A 24,779-nucleotide genomic window follows, 5' to 3' on the forward strand; every position below is an offset into this window, starting at 1 on the left:
TCATCGATTGACCGCCATGGACGCGCATGCAAAGAACCCTCATCCCCCTTCGGCCCGTACAGGTGTTCGGCTTTTGCCTGGCCATCACCCTGTTCGAAAGCCTGACCTACCTGGCCAGCGACGTGGTCATGCCCGCGATGTCAGCCGTCACCCGCGAGCTGCAAGCCGATACGCGCCATGTTCCGTATGCCTTTCATCTCTACCTGATCGGCGGCGCCTGCCTGCAATGGCTGATCGGCCCCTTGTCGGATCGGTTCGGCCGACGCCCCGCCCTGCTGGCCGGCTGTGCGCTGTTCAGTGCGGCCTGCGCGGCGGCATGGGCCACCCACAGCATTGAAGCCTTCAATGCCTTGCGCTTTGTGCAAGGCATCGGGTTGGGCTTTGTCGTGGCCGTCAGCTATCCGGCGTTGCAGGAAGCGTTCCGGGAGGCCGACGCCGTGCGCCTCATGGCGCTGCTGGGCAACGTCGCCTTGCTGTCTCCCCTGTTGGGCCCGCTGCTCGGCAGTCTTTTGCTGGAATGGATCGGTTGGCGCGACCTGTTTCTGGGGTTGGGCATCATCGGCGCCGTCGCATGGATCGGGCTCTACCTGTGCATGCCGGAAACGGTCGCCAGCCTGCGGCACGGCCACACGCCACAGGCTTCATCCCCGTTCTGCTGGCGCCGGATCGGCCGCCGTTACCTGACCTTGCTGCGCAACCGCAGGTTCCTGGGCGCTTGCCTCGCCTTGGGCCTGATGAGCTTGCCGCTGATGGCCTGGATCGGCCTGGCGCCGCTGCTTTTGGTGGAGGTTTCAGGCCTGTCCACCCGAGCGTACGCGCTGTGGCAGATACCGGTGTTTTGCGCAGTCATCGTCGGCAACCTGATCCTCGACCGCTTGCTGGCGAGCCGCGACCTGACCGCCGTGATCCGCCTTTCGCTCTGGCCCTTCTGCCTTGGACTCCTCATCCTGGCCGGCGCAGCCGCGACCTCGCCCTCGGTGGTCTGGCTGATCGGCGGGCTTTCGGTCTACGCCCTCGGCGTGGGCATGAGCAACGCCGCCCTGTATCGCCTGGCGCTGTTCTCCAGCGATGACAGCAAAGGCCTGGTGTCCGCCGCCGCCGGCATGCTGTCCATTGGCGTCATGGGGGCCGGCGGCGCCCTCATCGTCGCCGTCGGCGGCGGCACCCGGCTGGCCTCCTTTGCCCTCTGGGCCGCGCTGGGCGGCCTGCTCAGCCTGCCCCTGCTCCACCGTTTCCTTCGCGGCCAGCCAAACGGCCGAACTTCTGCGGCACCACAATAAGGACAATCCGTGTTCCACTTCCCCCACAGCGATGCGCTCTGCGCGTTGACGCAGCCCTATTGCCCGCAATCCGTACCGCCGGGCCTGTTCGACCGGGCCATGGCCGAAGTCTCGCGGTTCCATGCCCGGCACACGCCCGGCTATGAATCCTGGCTCCAGGCCAACGGCCTGACCGTCGCGGATCTGGACAGCCTCGATGACTGGTCGCGGCTGCCGCCGGTGTTCGCCAACTTCTTCAAGCGCCGCATGCTGCTCAGCCCGACCGGCGAAGACGCCCTGGAACTCACCTCGTCCGGCACCCGCGGCCAGAAAAGCCGCATGCGCTATGACCGGCGCAGCCTGGAGGCCGCGCAGTTCATGGTCGGCCGGATCTTCAGCCATTACGGGTGGGACACGCCGCACGCGCCCTGCAATTACCTGCTGCTCAGTTACGAGCCCCAGGGCCGCATCAGCCTGGGCACCTCCTACACCGATCAGTTCCTGTGCCGGTTCGCCCCGGCCCACCGGGTGGCCTACGCCTTGCGCCCGACCGCCGACGGCCATCGCTTCGATCTGTTCGGCGTCGTCCAGGCGCTGCAGTCGTTCGCCGAGGAAGGCCTGCCGGTGCGCATCCTGGGCTTTCCCGCGTTTCTCTGGCAAGCGTTGCAGCACATGAGCGCCCAGGGCCTGCCTGACCTGCAGCTGCCGCCGGACTCGTTGGCGTTCTTCGGCGGCGGCTGGAAGGCCCGTGCCAGCGAAGAGATCCCCAAACAGCGGTTCTACCGACGCATTCAGCAACAGTTGGGCATCACGCCGGCCCGCTGCCGCGACGGCTACGGCGCGGTCGAGCACGCGGTGCCCTACATCGAATGCGCCCGGCACCGCTTTCATGTGCCGGTGTACGCCAAGGCGTTCGTGCGCGATCCGGCGGACTTGCGCGTCCAGCCCTACGGCCGTCCGGGCCTGCTGGGCTTCGTTTCCCCCTACATCACCTCAAGCCCGGCCCATGCCGTGGTCATGAGCGACCTCGCCACCCTGCACCCCGGCGCTGACTGCGGCTGCGGCCTGACCGGCGACTGGTTCGAACTGCACGGACGCGCCGGCACCAGCCCAGGCAGAAGTTGCGCCATGGCCGCCGCCGAACTGTTGGAGACCCACTGAAATGTACCTGATCAACGGACACCTGCGCGACGACTGCACCCTCAGCGACGCACTCGAACACCTGCGCACCGAACTGCCGCAACGCCTGGCAACCGCAGTGCGATCAACGACCGTGATCGCCGCAGCCGCCGCCCTTGCCGAACGTCTGCGGGACGTCTCTGCCCTGCCGATCCTGGAAGCCGAGCAACGCCAGGCGCTGATCGACTTCTGCCAGCCGTCGGCGCTGCGCGAAAAAGTCGAGCGCGAGCTCGGCGAGCAAGCGGATTCCTTGCGCCGCACCGACTACCGGCAATCGCGCTTTGAACGCTGGAGCCCGCTGGGCCTGGTGATTCACATCACCCCCGGCAATGCGCCGCTGCTGGCCTTCTGCGCCGTGGTCGAAAGCCTGCTGGCCGGCAACGTCAACTGGTTGCGCCCCAGCGCCAGCGACACGGGGCTGACCGCGCAACTGCTGCACGCGCTGGTGCACTGCGCCCCCGACGGCCTGCTCGCCGGCCATGTGGCGGTACTGCCGGCCACCACCGCGCAAACCCGCGAGCTGTGCCAATGGGCCGACGGCGTCTCGGCCTGGGGCGGCGAAGCGGCGTTGCAGGCGATCAGCCGACAGTTGCCGCCCGGCTGCCGCTGGATCGACTGGGGCCACCGCATCAGCTTCGCGTACCTGACCCCGGACAGCGCCTCGCCGGCAGCATTGGAGGCGGTGGTCGACGAAGTCTGCCGTCTCGACCAACAGGCCTGCTCCAGCCCGCAATGGCTGCTGGTGGACAGCGACGATCCGGCGCTGCTGCAGCGGATCGGCGCGGCGCTGGCCCAGGCGTTCGAACGCCGCTCGCAGCACTGGCCGATCCTTGAGCCGACCCTTGAGGAGGCGTCGGAAATCACCACCGTGACGGCGATGGCCCGGCTGGGCCGGCATTTCGCCGCAGAGACCGGCCACGTCTGGGACGGCCGGCATTGGCGGGTGATCTGGAGCCACGACCAGCCGCTGACACCGTCGCCGCTGTTTCGCACCGTGCACCTCTGCCCGGTGCCCCGTGCGCAGCTGACTGAAACCCTGCTGCCGTGGCGCAACAGGCTGCAAAGCTGCGCGCTGCAGTGCGCCGAACAGGACGTGGCCGACCTGTCGCGCCGGCTGCTCACCGCCGGCGTCACCCGCCTTGCGCCGGCCCCGTCCATCCATGACGGCTACCCCGGCGAACCCCACGATGGCGTCTACGCCTTGCAGCGCCTGAGCCGACGAGTGTCGGTCAGCCTGACCGCGGCCCTGTCGGGCAGCCGCACCACGCTGGATGAGGGGCCCGCCGCGCCGCCGCCCGGCGAGCGGCCGATCCTGTCCAAGGACGCCTTCACCCAGCGACCGGTCGACCCGGCGGCGCAGCTGTACTTCCGCTCCGGCGGCAGCAGCGGCGCCCCGGCGCTCGCGGGTTTCAGCCACCGCGACTTCCGCCGGCACATGCGCGCCACCGCCGACGGTTTGTTTGCGGCGGGCCTGGAACCGGCCCGCGACCGGGTGATGAACCTGTTCTTCAGCGGCGGGCTGTACGGCGGATTCTTCAGTTTCGCCAAGGCCCTGGAACTGCTCGACGTCACCCACCTGCCCATGGGCGCCCCGGCCGATGACGATTACCGCGAAATCGTGGACTTGATCATTCGCCTGCGGGCGACGGTGCTGGTCGGCATGCCCAGCACCCTGCACCGCCTGTTCCTCGACGGACAGGAACGCCTGCGGGCCTACGGTGGCCTGGAAAAGGTGTTCACCGGCGGCGAGCACCTGAGCGAGCCAAGCCGAGCGCTGATGCGCAGCTGCGGGGTCTCGCTGATCCGCTCGGCCATTTACGGCAGCGTCGACGCAGGCCCCTTGGGGCACGCCTGCCGCGCCACGGGCGATGGCATCTTTCATCTGATGAGCGAGACCCAACAGTTGGAGATCGTCGCGTTCGATGCCGACCGGCCGGTGGGCGGTCAGGAGCCCGGGCGCCTGCTGTTCACCTCGATCGGGGCTCAGAGCCAGGACGTGCAACGCTATGACATCGGCGACAGCGGACGCTGGGTGCCAGGCCGTTGTGCCTGCGGTCTGGTTTCGCCGCGCTTCGAGCTGCTGGATCGCCACGGCAAGCTCATTCGCATCGGCACCGACTTCATCTCCCTCGCCGAGCTTGCGCAGCACCTGCAGACGGCGTTTCAGGTGCTGCTCGACCATGCCCCCGACGGCCTCGAACGCCTGCGGATCCGCAGCGAACGGCCGGTCGAGGATGCCCGCCAACGACTGCTGGGCTACCCGATCCTGGCGACCTTGATCGACACCGGATTGCTGACGCTGGAGATCGAAAGGTGCCCCGCCGAGCGGTTCACCCGCAACCGGCACAGCGGCAAGACGCCATTGCTGATCGACTCGCGCCGCTGATGGCTGGCGCAGCGCTCACTCCCCCTGAATCCACTGTCGAGAACATTATGCTGAGCACTTCAACGCTGAACGGGCTGGTGACGTTCGCCCGTCGGCATTCGCGCTACTACCGACTGCTTCATGCAGACGCCCCCCGGGACTTCGGTTCACTGTCTCAACTGCCGGTCGTCGATCCCGGCGAATACTGGAAAGACGCTCAACACCTTGACCGCTGGCCGGTGCTGACGGGTGAGGCAGACGGCGCCCTGGTGTTCAAGACCGGCGGCACCACCGGCGACGGCAAGCTGTCGGTGTTCAGCCGTGACGAATGGCACATGCTGACCCGGGACTTCGGCCGCAGCCTGGCCCTGCAACTGAACCACGGCGACCGGGTGGCCAACCTGTTCTTTGTCGGCGATCTGTATGCCAGTTTCATTTTCGTCCACGATGCCCTCGCGCACGTCGGAACCGCCATCACCGAGTACCCCTTCACCGGCAGCGTGGATCCGGCGCCCCTGGCCGAGGCGGTCGTGCGCAATCGGATCAACGTATTGGCTGGCGTGCCCGCGCAACTGCTGACGTTCGCCGCCTGGCTCGCCGGCCGGGACCAGACGCTTGAGGGCGTCACGGCCTTGCTCTACGGCGGCGAAAGCGTATTCGCCGGCCAGCGGCGATTGCTCGAACGGGCCTTTCCCCGGGCTCGCGTGGCGTCCATCGGTTACGCCAGCGTCGATGCCGGGCTCATCGGCACCCGCCACCCCGATTGCGCGATGGATGAACACCGCACGCCGGACGGCCACAGCCTGCTGGAGATCCTCGATGAGGAAACGGGCGAAGCGATCGAAGCCTGCAACCGCCCCGGCCGGCTGGTGGTCACTAACCTCACCCGCCGCCTGATGCCGTTGATCCGCTATCCGGTCGGCGACCGCGCCTGCTGGCGGGAGCCGCCCGGAACGCCGCAGCGCAAGTTCGCGCTGACGGGCCGCAGCAGCGACAGCCAGCGGGTGCGGGTCGGCATCCTGAGCCTGGAGCCGCACGCCATCGGCGAGTGCGTGCGGCGCATCACCGCCAGTGACGATTGGCAGCTGCTCATCGAGCAATGCGAAGGCCGGGACGTCGTCAGCCTGAACTGGGTGCCGGACGCCTCATGCCCCGGCACCGAGACAGTCGGGCAGTCGCTGCGCGATGCGCTGACCGCACAGAACCCGCAGATCGAACGGTTGATCGCCGACGGTTTGCTGGAGCTGCGCATCGGCCGCTGCACGGTGCAGCAGTTGCTGCGCCATCCGCGCTCGGGCAAATGCCGGCGGGTGGTGGATCTGCGCCCCTACCAAAATCAGCCCCGGGAGCAGCCGTGATGGAGCCGGTCACTCTGCGGCGCTACCGCAGCGACGATGCGGCCGCCGTGACTCAGTTGTTCCGCGAGGTCTACGCACACCATTACGTTCAACCCCAGGTGTATCTGCCCCGCATGATCACCCAGAACCAAACGGATGGCCGCTGGCACTCCCTGCTGGCGGTGAGCGCTGACCGGGTGGTGGGGCATGCGGCGCTGATCCGCGACGAGGGCGGGCGCACCGCCGAACTGGCGCTGAGCGTGGTGCACCCCGATGCCCGCGGCCGAAGCATCGCGACACGGCTGGGCCGGGAGCTGTTGACCCAAGCCGAGGCCATGGGCTACCGGGGCGTGACGATCAAGCAAGTGACCCGGCACCCCTACACCCAGCGCATGGCCGAGACGCTGGGTTTTCACGGCACCGCCCTGTTTGCGGACTACGCGCCCTCGCCCGTCGGCGATCCGGAACCGGAGTCCGTCGTCATCGGTTACCGGCCCCTCGCCGGCCATCGGCGGCCTCTGCCTGCACAACGTTGGCCACACAGTTCTCGGCGCCTCATGCAGCACCTGTGCGATGTCTTCGGCACGGATCACCGAGCGGAGCCCTGGGTCGGACCCGCGGCACGCCTGCGCTTGCGCGGCGACCGCTACGATGGGGTGTTTGAGGCGCTCGACGCGGAGTTGGCCCGGCAGTTGATCGGCCTCCCGGAACGCTGGCGGATTTCCCTCAGGCTCAGGTTGGGGCAGGACTTCGCCTCGGATCTGCAGACCCTGTCGCACGCCGGGTTCGTGTTTTGCGGCGTGACGCCGGATGACGGGAGCAACGGCTGGCTGGCGCTGTTCCACCGGGGCGTGCGGCAATGCGCGCTGACATTGCACTGCCCTTACATGCAGGGTCTGCAGGACGACCTGCAGCGGAGCGCCCGGCCTTGACGCAAAAAAGGCCCGCCTTGAGGGGGCGGGCCTTTGTCGTTCGTCACGCCTTGGCGTTGACGCCCTTGTCGCTCGGAAGGGCGCGTTCGCCGCCCTGTCCGTACGTCTTCAGGTTCTGCAGCACGTAAATGGCTTTCTTGTATTCCGGAATCAACCCGTTGGCGTACTTGTTGCCCTTGAGGTTGTTGTTCTGGATGGTGTCCAGTTGGGTGGCAAAATACTCCAGTGCGTTGAACTTGGCATCCGGATCCTTCTGGACGCCGAAGCGGTCGAACTTGTCGCCGGCGTTGAGCAAGGTCATCGCGGTGATGTCGGAGATCAGCCCGCGGCTGCGCAGGAACGTGCTCAGGGTGCCCAGTTGCTTGGGCGAAACGTTTTCCGGATCGAACCCCTTGATGTTCTTGTGCAGGCGCTGCCTGTCCATCTCCGCCGTGTTGAGCGCGGTGGGGTCGTTGCCCACCAGGGCGAGCATCTGCTTGACCTTGACGCTTTGGGAGACGGGCTTGCTCGATGAACGGGTGTCTCTGACCAACAAGCCTGCCTTGCTTTGCCAGGCGCCGGTATAGCCGACGGTCATGATTGGGCTCCTTGCGGGATGAACATGGAAAGTCCTTGGTGAACGACTTGATTGGACGCGAGTATCGGCCGGCAAAGTGATAGCACCAACCGTTTTCTGTCCTTTTTTACAATTCTTGTACATTCTTGACACAAATGACGGACACCCCGAATCCATTGACCCAGAGCGGCATAAGCGAACGGCGGAAGTAGTTATTTTGCTCTAACGTACGGTTCGGTTAGTTTCTCTGTAACAGTTCGGATACGCCCGTTTGTCGCCCACTGCCGTTCTGGCACGAAAGTACCTAAAGCTTCGCGAAACGCCGACGATAGCTAAGGACACCTGCGTGTTTTTTTCGCTGCCCACAATAAGAATCGCCGCTCAAGGACTGGTCTTCATGCCCGCATTCCGCACCATTCAGGCTCGCTACACGTTGTTTCTGGTTCTGTTCATCCTCTTGCTCTCTGTGTTGACCGTGGTCGGCATCAGTCAGTTGGTCGCGCCCAAGCTGCGCCAGACCGAGGAGCAAGTGGCGCTCAACCGGATCGCCGAAGTCGCCGAACAGATCCAGGGCGAACTGAACAAGGTCCAGGCCCAGCAACGCAGCATCACCCAGACCGTCCCCCTGCTCGACAGCGCGGCCATCGACACGGTGCTGCCGGGCCTGGTGGATCAGTACGGCGAACTCAAGGTGTTCGGCGGCGGTATTTGGCCGCTGCCGGGCCAGCGTGAGGCCGGACGCAACAAATTCAGCACGTTCTGGCACCGCGACGCCTCGGGCAAACTGGCTGTGAACACCTTCTGGAACAGCGACGCGGCCCCCAACTACTACGACCAGAGCTGGTACAAGGGCGGCATGCAGACCCCGCGCGGCCAGTGCGCCTGGGCCGCCGCCTACAAGGACGACGCCAGCGCCGAGCCGCGCACCAACTGCGCCATGGCCATCCAGAAGAACGGCGCGGCCTGGGGCGTGTCGACCATCGACGTGACGCTGGGCTTCTTCAACGACCTGGTGGCGCGCAAGGAAAAGGACCTCAACGCGCAAATGCTGATCGTCGAGGCCGACGGCAAGATCATCAGCAACAGTTCGCGCATCAGCGGCCCGATCGTGCTCAAGAACATCAGCGAGCTGAATTCGCCCTTCGCCAGCCAGGTCAAGGCCGGCCTGCAGCAGCGCGACCGGACCCAGCGCAGCGAGTTCGACGACAACGGCGAAGCCAGCACCTTCTTCATGCGCCCGATCGAAGGCACCCCGTGGTTCCTGGCCACCGCCCTGCCGACAAGCACCATCACCGCCCAGCGCGACGACGTGCTCGGCACCCTGAGCCTCTTGCAGATTCCGTTGGTGATCCTGCTGGTGCTGTGGCAGGTCTATGCCATCCGCCAACTGATTCAGCGCATGAAGGCCCTCAAGGCCAACATCGATTCCCTGTCCAGCGGCGACGCCGACCTGACCCGGCGCATCACCATCCGCGCCGAGGACGAACTGGGGGCCATCGGCCATTCGGTCAATGCGTTCATCGCCTATCTGCAGAACATGATCGGCGAAGTGACCCAGGCCACCGGCGCCATGGCCTCGAGCCTGGACAACCTGCAACGCACCTCCGCGCATACCAGCCAGATCCTGTTGCGCCACGCCTCGGAAACCGACCAGACCGTCACGGCCATCAATGAAATGAGCTCCACCGCCGAAAGCGTCGCGCAGAACGCCGCCGAGACCGCCGCGTTCACCCGCCGCGCCAACGAGAACGCCGACCGCTCGCGGGTCGTCGTCGGCGAAGCCTCCGGCAGCGTGGTGGCGCTGATCGACGAAGTGGCCAGCGCCACCCACAAGGTCGAAAGCATGCAACAGGACGCCCAGCGCATCACCGAGATCCTCGGGGTGATCGGCGCCATCGCCGGCCAGACCAACCTGCTGGCCCTCAACGCCGCCATCGAAGCGGCCCGCGCCGGCGAGCAGGGCCGCGGCTTTGCCGTGGTGGCCGATGAAGTTCGTGCCCTCGCCGCCCGCACCCAGGCCAGCACCTCGGAAATCAACGAAATGCTGACCCGCCTGACCCAGGGCGTGAGTTCGTCGGTCAGCGCCATGGAAAACACCCAGGCCAGCTGCCAGTCGGCCGCCGACGCCACCGCCCGGGTCAACGCCGGGCTGGACGAGATGGCCGGCTCCGTCGGCCACATCAACAGCCTCAGCGCCCAGATCGCCACCGCCGCCGAACAGCAAAGCGCCGTGACCGAAGAGATCAACCGCAGCATGGTGCAGATCCGGCAGATGGTCGACGAACTGGTGCAGAGCGGCCAGGCCAGCGAACTCAACACCCGCCAGCTGGCAGAGGCGAACGGCCGGGTGAGCGCGATCATGGGGCGGTTCAAGGTGCGGTGAACCTTGCGCGGCTGACGGATTTGTCATCTGGCGCTCAGCGGGCTGACAGCCTTGATCTAGGATCATGCTGTCAGCCCGCTTCGTATTAATTGGAAACACTCCGTTGATGCCGAGCCGGAAAAACCGGTCAGAATGCGTTCCTTTTCTGGCCGTCACCCGAGTCGAGAACCTGCCATGCCAAACCTCCTGCGTCTGACCGCCCTGGGCGTCCTGCTCTTCTCTTCCCTGGCCCAGGCCGCCGACCTCATCCCGATCGAAGTCCACCGCGACGCCAACTGCGGCTGCTGCAAGAAGTGGGTCAGCCACCTGGAGGCCAACGGCTTCAAGGTCGAGGATCATGTCGAGTCCGACATGAGCGCCTTCAAGCAACAGCACGGCGTACCGCCGCGCCTGGCGTCCTGCCACACGGCGATCCTCAACGGCAAGTTCGTCGAAGGCCACGTGCCCGCCGAACAGGTGCGGGCCCTGAGCCAGCGCGACGACCTGCTCGGCGTGGCCGCACCGGGCATGCCGATGGGCTCGCCGGGCATGGAGATGGACGGCATGAGCGACGCCTATCAGGTCATCGGCCTGAAAAAGGACGGCACTGATGTGGTGGTGGCGGACTACCCGGCCCACTGATGGCCACGGCGTACGTCGGGCTGTTCCTGGCCGCGTTCGGGGCGGCGACCTTGCTGCCCCTGCAATCGGAAGCGGCGCTGGTGGGCCTGCTGGCCAGCGACCGCTACTGGCTCTGGGGCCTGCTGGCGGTGGCGACGGTGGGCAACGTCCTCGGCTCGCTGGTGAACTGGTGGCTGGGACGGGGGCTTGAGCGGTATCAGGACCGGCGCTGGTTTCCGGTCAGCCCACGGCACATGGACCGCGCCCGTACCCACTACCGGCGCTTCGGTCGCTGGTCGCTGCTGTTCAGCTGGCTGCCGGTGATCGGCGATCCGCTGACGCTGGTGGCGGGCGCCATGCGCGAACCGCTCGCTCGTTTCCTGCTCATCGTCACGTTCGCCAAGGGCGCCCGCTACGGGGTGCTGGCCCTGCTGACCCTGGGCTGGGCCGGTTGAACGTTCCCGTGCGGGTATTGCCTGTGTTTAACGTCGCCCTAATCCGGCCGTTCCAGCATCGGCCGATTTCCACCGGAGTCCGTCCCATGCCCGTCTCGCTCCGCCGCTGGTTGCCCGGCCTGTTCCTGAGCACCGCCCTGCCGTTGACTGCCCTGCCATTGACCGCACTGGCCGAAGCCCCGCAGTACGGCCCCGAACTGCAAGGTTTCGAATACCCCTACGCGCTCAAGCACTTCGCCTTCCAGTCCCAAGGCCAATCCCTGCAGATGGGCTACATGGATGTCGCCGCCCACGGCAAGGCCAACGGGCGCACCGTGGTGCTGATGCACGGCAAGAACTTTTGCGGCGCCACCTGGGACGGCTCGATCAAGGCCCTGAGCGACGCCGGCTACCGGGTGATCGCCCCGGACCAGATCGGCTTCTGCACCTCCAGCAAACCCGCGCAGTACCAGTTCACGTTCCAGCAACTGGCGGCCAACACCCAGCAATTGCTCAAGGCGCTGGGCGTGCAGAAAGCCACGCTGCTGGGCCATTCCACAGGCGGCATGCTGGCCACCCGCTACGCCTTGCTTTACCCCGACCAGGTCGAACGGCTGGCGCTGGTCAACCCCATCGGCCTGGAAGACTGGAAAGCCCTCGGCGTCCCTTACCGCACCGTGGACCAGTGGTATCAGCGCGAACTGAAGGTCACCGCCCAAGGCATCCGCGACTACGAGCGCAGCACCTATTACGGCGGCCGCTGGAAGCCTGAGTTCGACCGTTGGGTGGACATGCTCGCGGGCTTGAGCAACGGCCCGGGCAAGACTCAGGTCGCCTGGAACTCGGCGCTGATCTACGACATGATCTTCACCCAGCCCGTCTACTACGAGTTCAAGGACCTGAAGATGCCGACCCTGCTGCTGATCGGCACGTCGGACACCACGGCCATCGGCAAGGACATCGCTCCGCCGCCGGTGAAAGCCCGGATCGGCCGTTACGACGAGCTCGGCAAACAGGTCGCCCGGCTGATCCCGCAGTCCACGCTGGTGGAGTTCCCGGGCCTTGGCCATGCGCCGCAGATGGAAGAGCCCGCGCAGTTCCACCAGGCGCTGCTGGGCTGGCTGGACAACCCCCCTCCCGTTCGTTGAAGAGGTAAGGCTGATGGCGGTACAGATTGCAGTGCTCGATGACTGGCAGGACGTGGCCCGCGACGTGGTCGACTGGTCGGTGCTGGACCCGCTGGGCGAGGTGACGTTCCTTCACGACTACCCGGCGGACAACGCCACCCTGGCCACCCGCCTGGCCCGTTTCGACGTGATCTGCGTGATGCGCGAACGCACCCGCTTCGACGAAGACCTGCTCGGGCGCCTGCCGAACCTCAAGCTGCTGGTCACCGGCGGCATGCGCAACGCCGCGCTGGACATGCCGGCTGCCGCCCGGCTGGGGATCAAGGTCTGCGGCACCGACAGCTACAAGCACGCCGCACCGGAACTGACCTGGGCGCTGGTCATGGCCGCCACCCGCAACCTGGTCAACGAAGCCAACGCCCTGCGCGCCGGCCAGTGGCAGCAAGGCCTGGGCGGCGACCTGCACGGCAAGACCCTGGGCATCCTGGGCCTTGGCGCCATCGGTCAGCGGGTGGCGCAGTTCGGTCAAGTGTTCGGCATGCGCGTGATCGCCTGGAGCGAGAACCTCACGGCCGAACGCGCGGCGCAGGCCGGCGTCACCCTGGTCGGCAAGCAGGCACTGTTCGAACAGGCCGATGTGCTGTCGGTGCACCTGGTGCTCGGCGAGCGCAGCCGCGGCCTGGTGGATGCCCAGGCATTGGGCTGGATGAAGCCGACGGCGTTGCTGGTCAACACGGCGCGGGGCCCGATCGTCGACGAAGCGGCGCTGATCAAGGCCTTGCAGAAGCGCCAGATCGCCGGGGCCGCGCTGGACGTGTTCGACCAGGAGCCGCTGCCGGCGCTGCATCCGTTGCGCACGCTGGATAACGTACTGGCCACGCCTCATGTCGGTTATGTCAGCCGGCAGAACTACAGCCTGTTCTTTTCGCAGATGATCGAAGACATTCAGGCCTGGGCCGCCGGTGAACCGCTGCGCTTGCTCAACTGACGCCGCCCTCGCGGGCAGGCACGCGTCTACAGTCGAATGCTGTAGCCACGAACCTGCCCGCGATGATGCCTGACTGTCTCCCCGCCCACCGCACCGCAATAGTGCACCTGCCCCTTCCCCGCGCCCGGAATCGTGACTGACCGGTCACCAACTTGGGGCCAAGCCCGCCGCAAAACCTGCACTTCGTCGGTGCGTCTCGCCCCGCAGCCCACGGTTTCCAAGGCCCGGAAACGGATTGTCAAACAATTCATGCGTTTGTCATGGCCCGCTCTAGGATCTGGCCTAGACTGATTTTCGCGGCACAAGACCGACCGGTCACAAAGTAGAAAAACAATAGAAACTTTTGCTGATCGCGACAGGTCATCAGAAAGACAGGGCCAAGGCGGCTGGTTCGACTCTTGCAATGGCCTCTTCACCCATTCTGCTTGCGCGTGTTGGGTAGCGTGTGCTCTCCGATGCATGGCGCGTTTGCGCCCGGCCACAGGATCCGGCCATGGACATCGCTTGTTCCAGACAAGAATCAGTTCAAAGACACGGGAGATTCAAATGATCAGAGCGGCATTGGATATTCAGGGAGAGCGTGCCCATTCGTCCCTCGGCGACGCGAACGCCATGACCGTTTCCGGCAGCCGGTCGATCAACGCCCCGGTGGCCCGTCCGCTGACGCCCGCGACCGGCCAGAACCCCAACCGCAAGAAAGTGCTGTTCGTCACCTCGGAGATCGCCGACCTGGTCAAGACCGGCGGCCTGGGCGACGTCTCCGCCGCCCTGCCCCGGGCCATGGCCCACCTGCACGATGTCCGCGTGCTGATCCCCGGCTACCCGCAAGTGATGAACAGCGAAAACCCGATCCACGTCGTCGGCGAACTGGGCGGCCACGCGGCGTTGCCGCCGTGCAAGATCGGGCGCATGGACATGCCCGACGGCTTGGTCATCTATGTGCTGATCTGCCCCGAACTCTATGCCCGCGAGGGTTCGCCCTACGGCGCCAACAACGGCCGCGACTGGCCGGACAACCATATCCGCTTCGCCCGCCTGGGCCTCGCCGCCGCCGACATCGCCGCCAACCTGGCGCAGATCCACTGGTGCCCGGACCTGGTGCACGCCCATGACTGGCCCGCCGGCCTGGCCCCCGCCTACATGCACTGGCGCGGGCAGCGCACCCCGACCCTGTTCACCATCCACAACCTGGCCTACCAGGGCGTCACCAGCCTGGGCTCCTGCCCGGAACTGGGCATCCCCGCCCATGCCCTGCAACAGGAAGGCATGGAGTTCTACGGCAAGATGTCGTTCCTCAAGGCCGGCATGGCTTATTCGAGCCACATCACCACGGTCAGCGCCACTTATGCGCAGGAGATCACCACGCCGGACTTCGGCTGCGGCCTGGACGGTTTCCTCGCCGCCAAGACCCAGCAAGGCCTGCTCAGCGGCATCCCCAACGGCATCGACGAGAGCTGGGACGCGGCGACCGACCCGCACCTGTTCGCGCCGTTCGCCATCGGCGACTGGGACGGCAAGGCGACCAACGCCGCCCATGTGCGCGAGCTGTTCGGCCTGGACGATTGCGACGGCCCGCTGTTCGCCGTGGTCTCGCGGCTGGTCTACCAGAAAGGCCTGGACCTGACCGAGGCGGTGTCGGAGTACATCGTACGCAACGGCGGCCAGATCGCGATCATCGGCCGCGGCGAACCGGAAGAGGAACAGGCCATGCGTGAACTGGCGTTGCGCTTTCCGGGGCGGATCGGCGTGCGCATAGGCTTCAACGAGACCGACGCCCGGCGGATGTTCGCCGGTAGCGATTTCCTGCTGATGCCCTCGCGTTACGAGCCCTGCGGATTGAGCCAGATGTACGCCCAGCGTTTCGGCTCGCTGCCGGTGGCGCGCAACACCGGCGGCCTGGCCGATACCATCGAGAACGGCGTCACGGGTTTCCTGTTCAACGAATCCACGGCCGACAGTTACCGCGAAGCGTTGAGCCGCGCCTTCAAGGTGTTCGCCTACCCCGGCCTGCTCAACGCCATGCGCTGCCGGGCGATGGCCGCGCCGTTCAACTGGTGCAAGGCCGTCGAGCCCTACGCCGAACTCTACGAGCAATTGGTGGCCAAGGCGCTGGGCAAAGCGAGCCACAAATAACCAGGGAGGTTGTCAGCGATGCCGTCACGGTCCCTTGAAACCTGGCCCCACGGCGCAACCCTGCTGGAGACCGGGCACACGCAGTTCGCCCTGTGGGCGCCGGATGCGTTCTACGTCAGCGTCGAACTGGACGGCGGCCGCTCGCTGCCGATGCTGCCCCAGGCCGACGGCTGGTTCGTGATCAAGACCCCGTGTCCGGCCGGCAGCCGCTACCGCTTCAGCATCGACGGCGAACTGGAGGTGCCGGATCCGGCCTCCAGGGCGCAGGACGGTGGTCTTACGCGGCCCAGCGTGGTGGTCGACCCCCATGCCTATGCCTGGCGGCACACCACCTGGCACGGCCGGCCCTGGAACGAAGCGGTGATCCACGAACTGCACGTCGGCGCCATGGGCGGTTTCGCCGAGGTCGAGCAGCACCTGCAACGTCTCGCGGTGCTCGGCTTCACCGCCATCGAGCTGATGCCGGTCGCGCAGTTTCCCGGTGAGCGCAACTGGGGCTACGACGGCGTCCTGCCCTATGCCCCGCAGGCGTCCTACGGCACGCCGGAACAGCTCAAGCACCTGATCGACAGCGCCCACGGACATGGCCTGGCGGTGATCCTCGACGTGGTCTACAACCATTTCGGCCCCGACGGCAATTACCTGCACCGCTACGCCAAGGGCTTTTTCCGTGAGGACAAGCACACGCCCTGGGGCGCGGCCATCGACTTCCGCCGCCGCGAAGTGCGGGACTTCTTCATCGAAAACGCGCTGATGTGGCTGCTTGAGTACCGCTTCGACGGGCTGCGCCTGGACGCGGTGCACGCCATCGAGGATCCGGACTTCCTCCAGGAACTGGCCCATCGCGTGCGCCGGCAGGTGGATCCGGCCCGCCACGTCTGGCTGACCCTGGAAAACGAACAAAATCAGGCCAGCCTGCTCGAAGAAGCCTACGACGCCCAGTGGAACGACGACGGCCACAACGCCCTTCACGTACTCCTGACCGGCGAGACCGACGCCTACTACGCCGACTTCGCCGAACACCCGACCGAACAGTTGGCCCGGTGCCTGAGCCAGGGCTTCGTGTTCCAGGGCGACATCTCCCGCCACGGCACGCCACGGGGCGAGCCCAGCGAACACCTGCCTTCGACGGCCTTCGTGCTGTTCCTGCAGAACCACGACCAGATCGGCAACCGCGCCCTCGGCGAGCGCCTGCATCAATTGGCCGCGCCCAAGGCGCTGCAAGCCGCCACGGTGCTGCTCCTGCTGTCGCCGATGATTCCGTTGACGTTCATGGGCGACGAATACGCCGCCGAACAGCCGTTCCTGTTCTTCACCAGCCATCACGGCGAACTGGCGAAACTTGTGCGCGAAGGCCGGCGCAACGAATTCGCCGCCTTCAGCGCGTTCGCCGACCCGCACGCACGGGAGCGGATTCCCGACCCCAACGCCGAACGCACCTTCCTCGCTTCGCAACCACGGCCGGCAGGCACCGCCACGCCCCGGCAACACGCCACCCTGGCGCTGTACCGGCAGCTGCTGCAGCTGCGTCACCGGCACATCATCCCGCACCTGCCCGGCACCCAGGCCCTGGGCACTCAAGTACTCGGCCATGGCGCCGTCAGCGCACGCTGGCGGCTGGGCGACGGCAGCGAACTGCGAATCGACCTGAACCTGAGCGAGTCGCCGCAGGTCAACCCTCCACGCCCTGACGCCCGGCGGTTGTTCCCGGCAACCGCCGACGAGTGGCCCGAACCGGGCCTGCTGCCTGCGCACTGCGCGCTGGTCAGCCTCACGGCCGCCACCCCTTTGCCCCCTTTGACGGAGAGCGTGCATGAGTGATGCGCAACTGGAAATCCTCGCCAGCCGGGCAGGCCTCGCCGTGGACTGGATCGACGCCAACGGCCGCCCGCAGAAGGTCGCCCCGGCGGTGTTGCGCGCGGTGCTCACCGAACTCGGCCATCCGGCCGGCACCGCCCAGGAGATCGACGCCAGCCTGCTGGAGCTGCAGCAACGCCAGCAGGAACGCCGCCTGCCGCCCCTGTTGACCGTCGATGTCGATACGCCATTGGACCTGGCCCGCTACTTCGAGGCCGACACACCTTGCGAAATCCACCTTGAAGACGGCGCACGCCTGTCCCTGAGGCTCGACGACCAGGCCCGGCTGCCGGGCCTGGTTCCGGTGGGCTACCAAAACGTGCACATCGCCGGCCAGCGCTTCACCCTGGCCGTGGCGCCGCCGCGCTGCTACACCGTCGCCGACGCGGTGGACCAACCGGTTCCCCGCGCCTGGGGGCTGAGCGTGCAACTGTATGGCCTGCGCCGCCCCGGCGACGGAGGCTTCGGCGACACCCAGGCCCTGGAGGAACTGGCCCGGGTGGCCGGCGAACGCGGCGCCGATGCCTTGGCGATCAGCCCGCTGCACGCGATGTTCAGCGCCGACACCGGGCGCTACAGCCCCTATTCGCCGTCCAGCCGCCTGTTCCTCAATGCCCTGTACGCCGCGCCGGGAATGATCCTGGGCGAGCGGGCCCTGCGCGATGCGATCGACAGCAGCGGCCTGAGCGACCGCTTCAGGCACCTGGAAGACCTCACGCTGATCGACTGGCCGGCCGCCGCCGACGCCAAGCAAACGCTGCTGCAGGCCCTGTACGACGGGTTCATCGCCGGCCAGCACCCGCTGCATCCGGACTTCGCCAGTTTCCGCCATGCCGGCGGCGAAGCGCTGGAGAACCACTGCCGGTTCGAGGCGATCCAGGCCATGCGCGCCGCCAACGGCGAAAGCCTCGACTGGCGCCAATGGCCGCCCCAGTGGCATGACCCGCAAGGCGCGGCGCTGAAGGCGTTCGCCGAGGCGCAGGCCGACCGCATCGGCTACTTCGCCTTTTGCCAGTGGCTGATCCACCGCGGCCTGGAGCGCGCGCAGACCGCCGCCCGCAGCGCCGGCATGGGCATCGGCCTGATCGCCGACCTGGCGGTGGGCGCCGACGGCGCGGGCAGCCAGGCCTGGAGCTTCCAGGACGAATTGCTCGCCTCGCTGACGGTCGGCGCGCCGCCGGACATCCTCAACCGCAGCGGCCAAGGCTGGGGCATCTCCGCATTCTCCCCCGAGGGCCTGGTGCGCAACGGCTTCCGCGCCTTCATCGACATGCTCCGCGCCAACTTCGCCCACGCCGGCGGCCTGCGCATCGACCATGTCATGGGCCTGCAACGCCTGTGGGTGATCCCCAACGGCTCGGCCCCGGCGGACGGCGCCTACCTGTACTACCCGGTGGACGACCTGCTGCGCCTGCTGACGCTTGAGTCCCACCGCCATCAGGCCATCGTGCTGGGCGAGGACCTGGGCACCGTGCCCGACGGGCTGCGGGAAAAGCTCAGCGCCCGGGGAATGCTCGGCATGCGCGTGCTGCTGTTCGAACAGGACAACACCCGTTTCAAGCCGATCCTCGACTGGCCCGACAACGCGCTGGCCACCACCAGCACCCACGACCTGCCGACGCTCAACGGCTGGTGGCACGGCCGCGACATCGACTGGAACGCGCGCCTGGGGCTGATCGACGCCAACGGCGAAATCGACTGGCGCCGCTACCGCGAGCGGGAGCGCGAAGGCCTGCGCGCCGCCCTGAGCCAGGATCCGCAGAACTTTCGCGAGGAATCCCACGAGGCCGATCAGGTGGTGGACGCCAGCGTGCGTTTCCTCGGCCATACCCGGGCGCCGCTGGTGCTGCTGCCGCTGGAAGATGCATTGGGCCTGGACGAGCAAGCCAACCTGCCCGGCACCCTCGACTCCCACCCCAACTGGTCGAGGCGCTTGCCGGGCCTCGGCGAAGCGTTGCTCGACGGCGCGGACGCCGCACGGCGCCTGGAACTGCTCGCCTGCGCTCGCCTGCAGGCCGCCGAGCGTGACCGATGAGCGCGCCGCCGGCCCGGCCGCTGCGCGCCACGGTGCGGCTGCAGTTCCACAAGGGGTTCACCCTCGCGCAGGCGATCCCGCTGGTGCCGTATTTTGCCCGGCTGGGCATCAGCCATGTGTACGCCTCGCCGCTGCTCGCCGCACGGGCCGGCTCCCTGCACGGCTACGACGTGGTCGACCCGACCCGGGTCAACCCGGAGCTCGGCGGCGAAGCGGCGCTGCGCCAGTTGGTGGCGGCCCTGCGCGAGCACGGCATGGGCCTGATCCTGGACGTGGTCTCCAACCACATGGCCGTGGGCGGCGGCGACAACCCATGGTGGCTCGACCTGCTGGAATGGGGACGCCTGAGCCCCTACGGCGAGTTCTTCGACATCCAGTGGCACTCCCCCGACCCGTTGATGGAAGGCCAGTTGCTGCTGCCGTTCCTGGGCAGCGACTACGGCGTCGCGTTGCAGGAAGCCACCCTGCCGTTGGCCTTCGATGCCGGCGCCTTCCACGTTCAACACTACGAACACCGCTTCCCGGTCTGCCCCAGCGACTACGGCGAACTGCTCAAGCCCGACGAATCGCTGGACGAGGAGCGCCGGTCTCGGCTCAAGGCGCTGGCCGACCGTTTCGAGGCGCTCAGTTACCAGAGCGACGCCCGCTCGCTGTCGATCCCGCTCAAGCAAGAACTGGCGGAACTGGCGAACGACGGGCCGATCCTGCAGGCCATCGAACGCAACCTGACGCTGTACGACTCGAAGACCGAAGAAGGCTTCGCCCGCCTGCACCGCCTGCTGGAGCGCCAGAGCTACCGGCTGGCCAGCTGGCGCACCGCCGCCGATGACATCAACTGGCGGCGCTTCTTCGATGTCAACGAGCTGGGCGGCCTGCGGGTCGAGCGGCCTGCGGTGTTCGAGGCCACCCACGGCACGATCTTTCGCCTGATCGCCGAAGGCCTGGTCGACGGCTTGCGCATCGATCACATCGACGGCCTGGCCGACCCGCGCGGCTACTGCCGCAAGCTGCGCAGAAGGCTGGACCGGCTGACGCCGGGGCGCCGCTTGCCGATCTATGTCGAGAAGATCCTCGGCCCCGGCGAAACGCTGCCCGCCGACTGGGCGGTGGACGGCACCACCGGCTACGAGTTCATGAACCAGCTATCGCTGCTGCAGCATGACCCGGCCGGCGAGCACGTGCTCGGCGAACTCTGGCAGCGTCGCACGGAGCGGCCCGCCGCGTTCGCCGAAGAAGCGCAACTGGCGCGACAGCAGATCCTCAACGGTTCGCTGGCCAGCGACTGCGAGAGCGTCGCCCAAGCCCTGCTGCAAGTGGCGCGGGACGACCTGATGACCCGCGACCTCACCCTGGGCTCGATCCGCCGGGCGTTGCAGGCGCTGATCGTGCACTTCCCGGTGTACCGCACCTACATCGGCCCGCTGGGGCGTCCGGCCCGCGACGAGGTGTTCTTCGGGCAAGCCCTGGAAGGCGCACGCCAAAGCCTGGGCGAAAGCGATTGGCCGGTGCTCGAGTGCCTGGCCCGCTGGCTCGGCGGCGACCCTTGGCGCAGCAGGCCCCGGGGCCGCCCGCGCAAGATCCTGCGCCATGCCTGCGTGCGCTTTCAGCAACTGACCTCCCCCACCGCCGCCAAAGCCGTGGAGGACACCGCGCTGTACCGCTCGGCGGTGCTGCTGTCGCGCAACGACGTGGGTTACGACACCGAACGCTTCAGCGCCCCGGTCAGCGACTTCCACGAGGCGAACCGACAGCGTCTGGCGAGCTTTCCCGACAACCTGCTGACCACCGCCACCCACGACCACAAACGCGGCGAAGACAGCCGCGCGCGCCTGGCGGCGATCAGCGAGCGCGGCCCGTGGTACGCCGAACAGGTCGAGCTGTGGCGCGCCCTGGCCCGCCCCCTGCGCAGCGGTGACCAGGTGCCGTCGTCCGGCGACGAACTGATCCTTTACCAGGCGCTGGTCGGCAGTTGGCCGTTGCAGCTGGACCTCGACGATCACGCGTCCATGGCCGAGTACGCCGGGCGCATCGTCCAGTGGCAACGCAAGGCCCTGCGCGAAGCCAAGCTGCAAAGCAGCTGGAGTTCGCCGAACGAGCCCTACGAACACGCCGCGCACACCTTCGCCGAACAACTGCTGCTGGCCCCCGAAGGCGAACTGCTGCGGACCGCGCTGGCCAAGTCGGTCAACGGCATCGCCGCCGCCGGCGCCCTGAACGGGCTGGCGCAAACCTTGCTGCGCATGACCGTGCCGGGGGTGCCGGACCTGTATCAGGGCAACGAGTTCTGGGACTTCAGCCTGGTGGATCCGGACAACCGCCGGCCGGTGGACTACCCGGCGCGGGAGCAGGCGTTGCAGGCCGACGTGCCGGTTGCGCAGTTGCTGACGCAGTGGCGCGACGGGCGCCTCAAGCAGGCGTTGATCGCCCAGGCGCTGCAACGGCGCGCCGAACACACCGAGCTGTTTCGCCGGGGTTCCTATCAGGCCCTTGAGGTGCTGGGCAGCCAGGCGCACAACGTGCTCGCGTTCGCCCGCGAGCATGAGGGACAGCGGGCCATCATCGTGGTGCCGGTCCGCTGCGCCGCCCTGCTGGAAAACGGTGCCGTGCCCCAGGTGGACGCGCTGCGTTGGGGCGACACCCGAGTGATGCTGCCGTTCGCCCCCGGGGAAACAAACCTGAAGGGACTTTTCTCAAGCGGGGCAGTCACAAAAAACAGGGAGCTGAACGTCAGCGCCGCGCTGGGGGAGATCCCGGTCAATCTGTTTATCCAACTCTTCTAAAGCATGAGTTCAGTCCAGGAGCATTGCGATGAGTAACGACGATAAACGCATCCGCGAGTTCGCCTATCAGATCTGGGAATCCGAAGGCAAACCCGAAGGCCAGGAAGCGCGCCACTGGGAGATGGCGTGCAAGCTGGCGGAGGCCGAGGCGCTGGCGCCGACGAAACCGCCGAAGGCCGCCGGCAAACCCGCCGCGACCAAACCCAAGGCCCCCGCCAAGGTCAAACCGGCCGGCGTCGCCAAAGTCCTTCCGCCGGGCGAAAAGGTGACCGAGAAAAAACCCCGGGCCCCGCGCAAGCCGCCGGTGGCCTGACGTATCGATCACTGACCCAATCACTGTGGGAGCGGGCTTGCCCGCGATTGCGGACGGCCCTCCACCGCCGATGTCGCCATTCACGACGCCATCGCGAGCAGGCGCGCTCCCACAGGGAAGACGGTGACCGAACCGCCCCTTCCCGTTTTGCAGGAGCATTGGCATGACCCGTCCCAAGCAGACCGAGCCCGCCACACACACCGAACCCACCCGCATCCGCGAAGGCCGGCCCTTCCCGCTCGGCGCGACCTGGGACGGCCTGGGCGTCAACTTCGCCCTGTTTTCCGCCCACGCCACCAAGGTCGAGCTGTGCCTGTTCGACGACGCAGGCGAAGTCGAGCTCGAACGCATCGAACTGCCGGAATACACCGACGAGATTTTCCACGGCTACCTGCCCGACGCCCATCCGGGGCTGATCTACGGCTACCGCGTCCACGGTCCGTACGACCCGGCCAACGGTCACCGCTTCAACCCCAACAAGCTGCTGATCGACCCCTACGCCAAACAGCTGATCGGCCAGCTGAAATGGTCCGAGGCGTTGTTCGGCTACACCATCGGCCATCCGGACGCCGACCTCAGCTTCGACGAACGCGACAGCGCGCCCTTCGTCCCCAAGTGCAAGGTCATCGACCCGGCGCACACCTGGGGCCACGATCAGCGCGTCAACGTGCCGTGGGACAAGACGATCATCTACGAGACCCACGTGCGCGGCTTCAGCATGCGCCACCCCTCGGTGCCGGAGAACGTGCGCGGCACCTTCGCCGGGCTGATGGTCGATGACGTGCTCGACCACATTCGCAAGCTCGGCGTGTCGACGGTGGAACTGCTGCCGATCCATGCCTTCGTCAACGACCAGCACCTGCTGCACAAGGGCATGACCAACTACTGGGGCTACAACAGCCTGGCCTTCTTCGCCCCGGATCCGCGCTACCTGGCCAGCGGCAAGATCGCCGAATTCAAGGAGATGGTCGCGCACCTGCACGAAGCCCGGCTGGAGGTGATCCTGGACGTGGTCTACAACCACACCGCCGAAGGCAACGAACAAGGCCCGACCCTGTCGATGCGCGGCATTGACAACGCCTCGTACTACCGGCTGATGCCCGACGACAAGCGCTTCTACATCAACGATTCCGGCACCGGCAATACCCTGGACCTGAGCCACCCGTGCGTGCTGCAGATGGTCACCGACTCGCTGCGCTACTGGGCCGGCGAGATGCACGTGGACGGCTTCCGCTTCGACCTGGCGACGATCCTGGGCCGCTACCACGACGGATTCGACGAACGCCACAGCTTCCTGGTGGCCTGCCGCCAGGATCCGCTGCTCAGCGAGGTGAAGCTGATCGCCGAACCCTGGGACTGCGGCCCCGGCGGCTATCAGGTCGGCAACTTCCCGCCGGGCTGGGTCGAGTGGAACGACCGCTTCCGCGACACCGTGCGCGCCTTCTGGAAAGGCGACGAAGGCCAGCTCGCCGACTTCGCCAACCGCATGACCGCCTCCGGCGAAATGTTCAACCAGCGCGGGCGCAGGCCCTATGCGTCGGTGAACTTCGTCACCGCCCACGACGGTTTCACCCTCAACGACCTGGTGTCCTACAACGACAAGCACAACGAGGCCAACGACGAGAACAACCAGGACGGCAGCAACCACAACCTGTCCTGGAACCATGGCGTCGAAGGCCCCACCGACGACCCCGAGATCAACGCCCTGCGCCACCGCCAGATGCGCAACTTCTTCGCCACCCTGCTGCTGGCCCAGGGCACGCCGATGCTGGTGGCCGGCGACGAGTTCGCCCGCACCCAGGACGGCAACAACAACGCCTATTGCCAGGACAGCGAGATCGGCTGGGTCAACTGGGACCTGAGCGATGACGGCAAGGCCCTGCTCAAGTTCGTCAAGCGCCTGATCAAACTGCGCCTGACCTACCCGATCCTGCGCCGGGGACGTTTCCTGGTGGGCAACTACAACGAGGACATCGGGGTCAAGGACGTAACCTGGCTGGCCCCCGACGCCAGCGAGATGACCACCGAACACTGGCACGACGCGCACAACCGCTGCCTGGGCATGCTGCTCGACGGCCGCGCCCAGGAAACCGGGATCCGCCGCAAGGGCGGCGATGCGACGTTGCTGCTGGTGGTCAACGCCCACCACGACATCGTCGACTTCACGCTGCCGGACGTGCCTGAAGGCAGTTTCTGGATCTGCCTGGTCGACACCCACCAGCCGCAGGTGCGCGGACAGGAACGGTTCGCGTTCGGTCATCGCTACTCGGTCACCGGCCGCTCGCTGCTGCTGTTCGAGCTGCAGCATGAGCAAGACGAATGAGCAAACGCCCGGATTCACGGGACCAACTGCGACACACGACACAGGCAAGACAAAAAAAAGCAGATCAGATTGATCTGCAGCGCGACGAACCGCGCTTCTTGAGCAATACTCTGCATCGCGGCAATCCAGGGCTCGGAGCGTCGCACGGCAACCCACTGCCTCAACAGACCGGACGGCA

General features: G+C 66.9%; 16 protein-coding genes and 2 pseudogenes. 17 read left to right on the top strand and 1 reads right to left on the bottom strand.

Annotated elements, in window-relative coordinates:
* Positions 1 to 26 precede the first annotated feature (26 nt).
* From CAG29_RS23110 to CAG29_RS23130, 5 genes are read left to right on the top strand one after another with little or no spacing between them, the layout of a single operon-like run.
* A complete protein-coding gene (locus CAG29_RS23110) occupies positions 27 to 1,280 on the top strand; it encodes an MdfA family multidrug efflux MFS transporter (RefSeq protein WP_085695195.1) in 1,254 nt (417 codons plus the stop codon).
* A 9-nt stretch (positions 1,281 to 1,289) separates the two neighbouring features.
* Positions 1,290 to 2,420 carry an acyl-protein synthase gene (locus CAG29_RS23115; RefSeq protein WP_085656958.1) on the top strand — a complete coding sequence of 377 codons (1,131 nt, stop codon included), beginning with the start codon at positions 1,290 to 1,292 and terminating at the stop codon, positions 2,418 to 2,420.
* A gap of 1 nt (position 2,421) precedes the next feature.
* Positions 2,422 to 4,824, top strand: coding sequence for an aldehyde dehydrogenase family protein (locus CAG29_RS23120; RefSeq protein ID WP_085695196.1), 2,403 nt, complete (start codon positions 2,422 to 2,424; stop codon positions 4,822 to 4,824).
* A gap of 47 nt (positions 4,825 to 4,871) precedes the next feature.
* Positions 4,872 to 6,161 (top strand): phenylacetate--CoA ligase family protein, encoded by a 1,290-nt coding sequence (locus CAG29_RS23125; RefSeq protein WP_085695197.1) that lies wholly within the window; start codon positions 4,872 to 4,874, stop codon positions 6,159 to 6,161.
* Complete coding sequence (locus CAG29_RS23130; protein WP_085656956.1) at positions 6,161 to 7,072, top strand: GNAT family N-acetyltransferase; 912 nt, start codon at positions 6,161 to 6,163, stop codon at positions 7,070 to 7,072. The genes CAG29_RS23125 and CAG29_RS23130 overlap by 1 nt, the downstream gene beginning before the upstream one ends.
* A 43-nt stretch (positions 7,073 to 7,115) precedes the next feature.
* Here the strand turns inward: CAG29_RS23130 and CAG29_RS23135 are convergent, their stop codons facing one another.
* Complete coding sequence (locus CAG29_RS23135) at positions 7,116 to 7,649, bottom strand: hypothetical protein (RefSeq protein ID WP_085586075.1); 534 nt, start codon at positions 7,647 to 7,649, stop codon at positions 7,116 to 7,118.
* A 376-nt stretch (positions 7,650 to 8,025) separates the two neighbouring features.
* Here CAG29_RS23135 and CAG29_RS29165 point away from each other — a divergent pair.
* From CAG29_RS29165 to glgX, 12 genes and pseudogenes are all read left to right on the top strand, one after another.
* A pseudogene (locus CAG29_RS29165) lies at positions 8,026 to 9,150 on the top strand (cache domain-containing protein); the annotation flags it as partial.
* A gap of 333 nt (positions 9,151 to 9,483) precedes the next feature.
* Positions 9,484 to 10,011: pseudogene (locus tag CAG29_RS29170) on the top strand (methyl-accepting chemotaxis protein); the annotation flags it as partial.
* A 174-nt stretch (positions 10,012 to 10,185) separates the two neighbouring features.
* Complete coding sequence (locus CAG29_RS23145) at positions 10,186 to 10,632, top strand: DUF411 domain-containing protein (RefSeq protein WP_085586079.1); 447 nt, start codon at positions 10,186 to 10,188, stop codon at positions 10,630 to 10,632.
* On the top strand, positions 10,632 to 11,066 hold the full coding sequence (locus CAG29_RS23150) for a YqaA family protein (RefSeq protein WP_085586081.1): 435 nt from the start codon (positions 10,632 to 10,634) through the stop codon (positions 11,064 to 11,066). The genes CAG29_RS23145 and CAG29_RS23150 overlap by 1 nt, the downstream gene beginning before the upstream one ends.
* A gap of 86 nt (positions 11,067 to 11,152) precedes the next feature.
* Positions 11,153 to 12,193 carry an alpha/beta fold hydrolase gene (locus CAG29_RS23155; protein WP_085656955.1) on the top strand — a complete coding sequence of 347 codons (1,041 nt, stop codon included), beginning with the start codon at positions 11,153 to 11,155 and terminating at the stop codon, positions 12,191 to 12,193.
* 13 nt (positions 12,194 to 12,206) lie between these two features.
* The gene (locus tag CAG29_RS23160; protein WP_085586086.1) at positions 12,207 to 13,160 is read left to right on the top strand and encodes a D-2-hydroxyacid dehydrogenase family protein; all 954 of its coding nucleotides are present in this window, start codon (positions 12,207 to 12,209) and stop codon (positions 13,158 to 13,160) included.
* A 546-nt stretch (positions 13,161 to 13,706) separates the two neighbouring features.
* Positions 13,707 to 15,293, top strand: a complete 1,587-nt coding sequence (gene glgA / locus CAG29_RS23165; RefSeq protein ID WP_085586088.1) for a glycogen synthase GlgA — start codon at positions 13,707 to 13,709, stop codon at positions 15,291 to 15,293.
* Between the two features lie 18 nt (positions 15,294 to 15,311).
* Positions 15,312 to 17,114: a malto-oligosyltrehalose trehalohydrolase gene (gene treZ, locus CAG29_RS23170; RefSeq protein ID WP_085695198.1), complete on the top strand. Its 1,803-nt coding sequence runs from the start codon at positions 15,312 to 15,314 to the stop codon at positions 17,112 to 17,114.
* Positions 17,107 to 19,185: a 4-alpha-glucanotransferase gene (malQ, locus tag CAG29_RS23175; RefSeq protein ID WP_085586092.1), complete on the top strand. Its 2,079-nt coding sequence runs from the start codon at positions 17,107 to 17,109 to the stop codon at positions 19,183 to 19,185. The genes treZ and malQ overlap by 8 nt, the downstream gene beginning before the upstream one ends.
* On the top strand, positions 19,182 to 21,965 hold the full coding sequence (locus CAG29_RS23180) for a malto-oligosyltrehalose synthase (RefSeq protein ID WP_085695199.1): 2,784 nt from the start codon (positions 19,182 to 19,184) through the stop codon (positions 21,963 to 21,965). Before malQ ends, CAG29_RS23180 begins: the two co-directional genes overlap by 4 nt.
* Before the next feature lie 28 nt (positions 21,966 to 21,993).
* Positions 21,994 to 22,278 carry a DUF2934 domain-containing protein gene (locus CAG29_RS23185; protein WP_085695200.1) on the top strand — a complete coding sequence of 95 codons (285 nt, stop codon included), beginning with the start codon at positions 21,994 to 21,996 and terminating at the stop codon, positions 22,276 to 22,278.
* A gap of 163 nt (positions 22,279 to 22,441) precedes the next feature.
* Positions 22,442 to 24,601 (top strand): glycogen debranching protein GlgX, encoded by a 2,160-nt coding sequence (gene glgX / locus CAG29_RS23190; RefSeq protein WP_085586099.1) that lies wholly within the window; start codon positions 22,442 to 22,444, stop codon positions 24,599 to 24,601.
* The last annotated feature ends 178 nt before the right edge of the window (positions 24,602 to 24,779 follow it).

Origin of the sequence: Pseudomonas sp. B7(2017), from assembly GCF_002112745.1 — a bacterium.
Lineage (GTDB): Bacteria > Pseudomonadota > Gammaproteobacteria > Pseudomonadales > Pseudomonadaceae > Aquipseudomonas > Aquipseudomonas ekonensis.

Coding starts and splice junctions, on each gene's coding strand:
- CAG29_RS23110 (WP_085695195.1), top strand. CDS start 27: ATGCAAAGAACCCTCATCCCCCTTCGGCCCGTACAGGTGTTCGGCTTT.
- CAG29_RS23120 (WP_085695196.1), top strand. CDS start 2,422: ATGTACCTGATCAACGGACACCTGCGCGACGACTGCACCCTCAGCGAC.
- CAG29_RS23125 (WP_085695197.1), top strand. CDS start 4,872: ATGCTGAGCACTTCAACGCTGAACGGGCTGGTGACGTTCGCCCGTCGG.
- CAG29_RS23130 (WP_085656956.1), top strand. CDS start 6,161: ATGGAGCCGGTCACTCTGCGGCGCTACCGCAGCGACGATGCGGCCGCC.
- CAG29_RS23135 (WP_085586075.1), bottom strand. CDS start 7,649: ATGACCGTCGGCTATACCGGCGCCTGGCAAAGCAAGGCAGGCTTGTTG.
- CAG29_RS23145 (WP_085586079.1), top strand. CDS start 10,186: ATGCCAAACCTCCTGCGTCTGACCGCCCTGGGCGTCCTGCTCTTCTCT.
- CAG29_RS23150 (WP_085586081.1), top strand. CDS start 10,632: ATGGCCACGGCGTACGTCGGGCTGTTCCTGGCCGCGTTCGGGGCGGCG.
- CAG29_RS23155 (WP_085656955.1), top strand. CDS start 11,153: ATGCCCGTCTCGCTCCGCCGCTGGTTGCCCGGCCTGTTCCTGAGCACC.
- CAG29_RS23160 (WP_085586086.1), top strand. CDS start 12,207: ATGGCGGTACAGATTGCAGTGCTCGATGACTGGCAGGACGTGGCCCGC.
- glgA (WP_085586088.1), top strand. CDS start 13,707: ATGATCAGAGCGGCATTGGATATTCAGGGAGAGCGTGCCCATTCGTCC.
- treZ (WP_085695198.1), top strand. CDS start 15,312: ATGCCGTCACGGTCCCTTGAAACCTGGCCCCACGGCGCAACCCTGCTG.
- malQ (WP_085586092.1), top strand. CDS start 17,107: ATGAGTGATGCGCAACTGGAAATCCTCGCCAGCCGGGCAGGCCTCGCC.
- CAG29_RS23180 (WP_085695199.1), top strand. CDS start 19,182: ATGAGCGCGCCGCCGGCCCGGCCGCTGCGCGCCACGGTGCGGCTGCAG.
- CAG29_RS23185 (WP_085695200.1), top strand. CDS start 21,994: ATGAGTAACGACGATAAACGCATCCGCGAGTTCGCCTATCAGATCTGG.
- glgX (WP_085586099.1), top strand. CDS start 22,442: ATGACCCGTCCCAAGCAGACCGAGCCCGCCACACACACCGAACCCACC.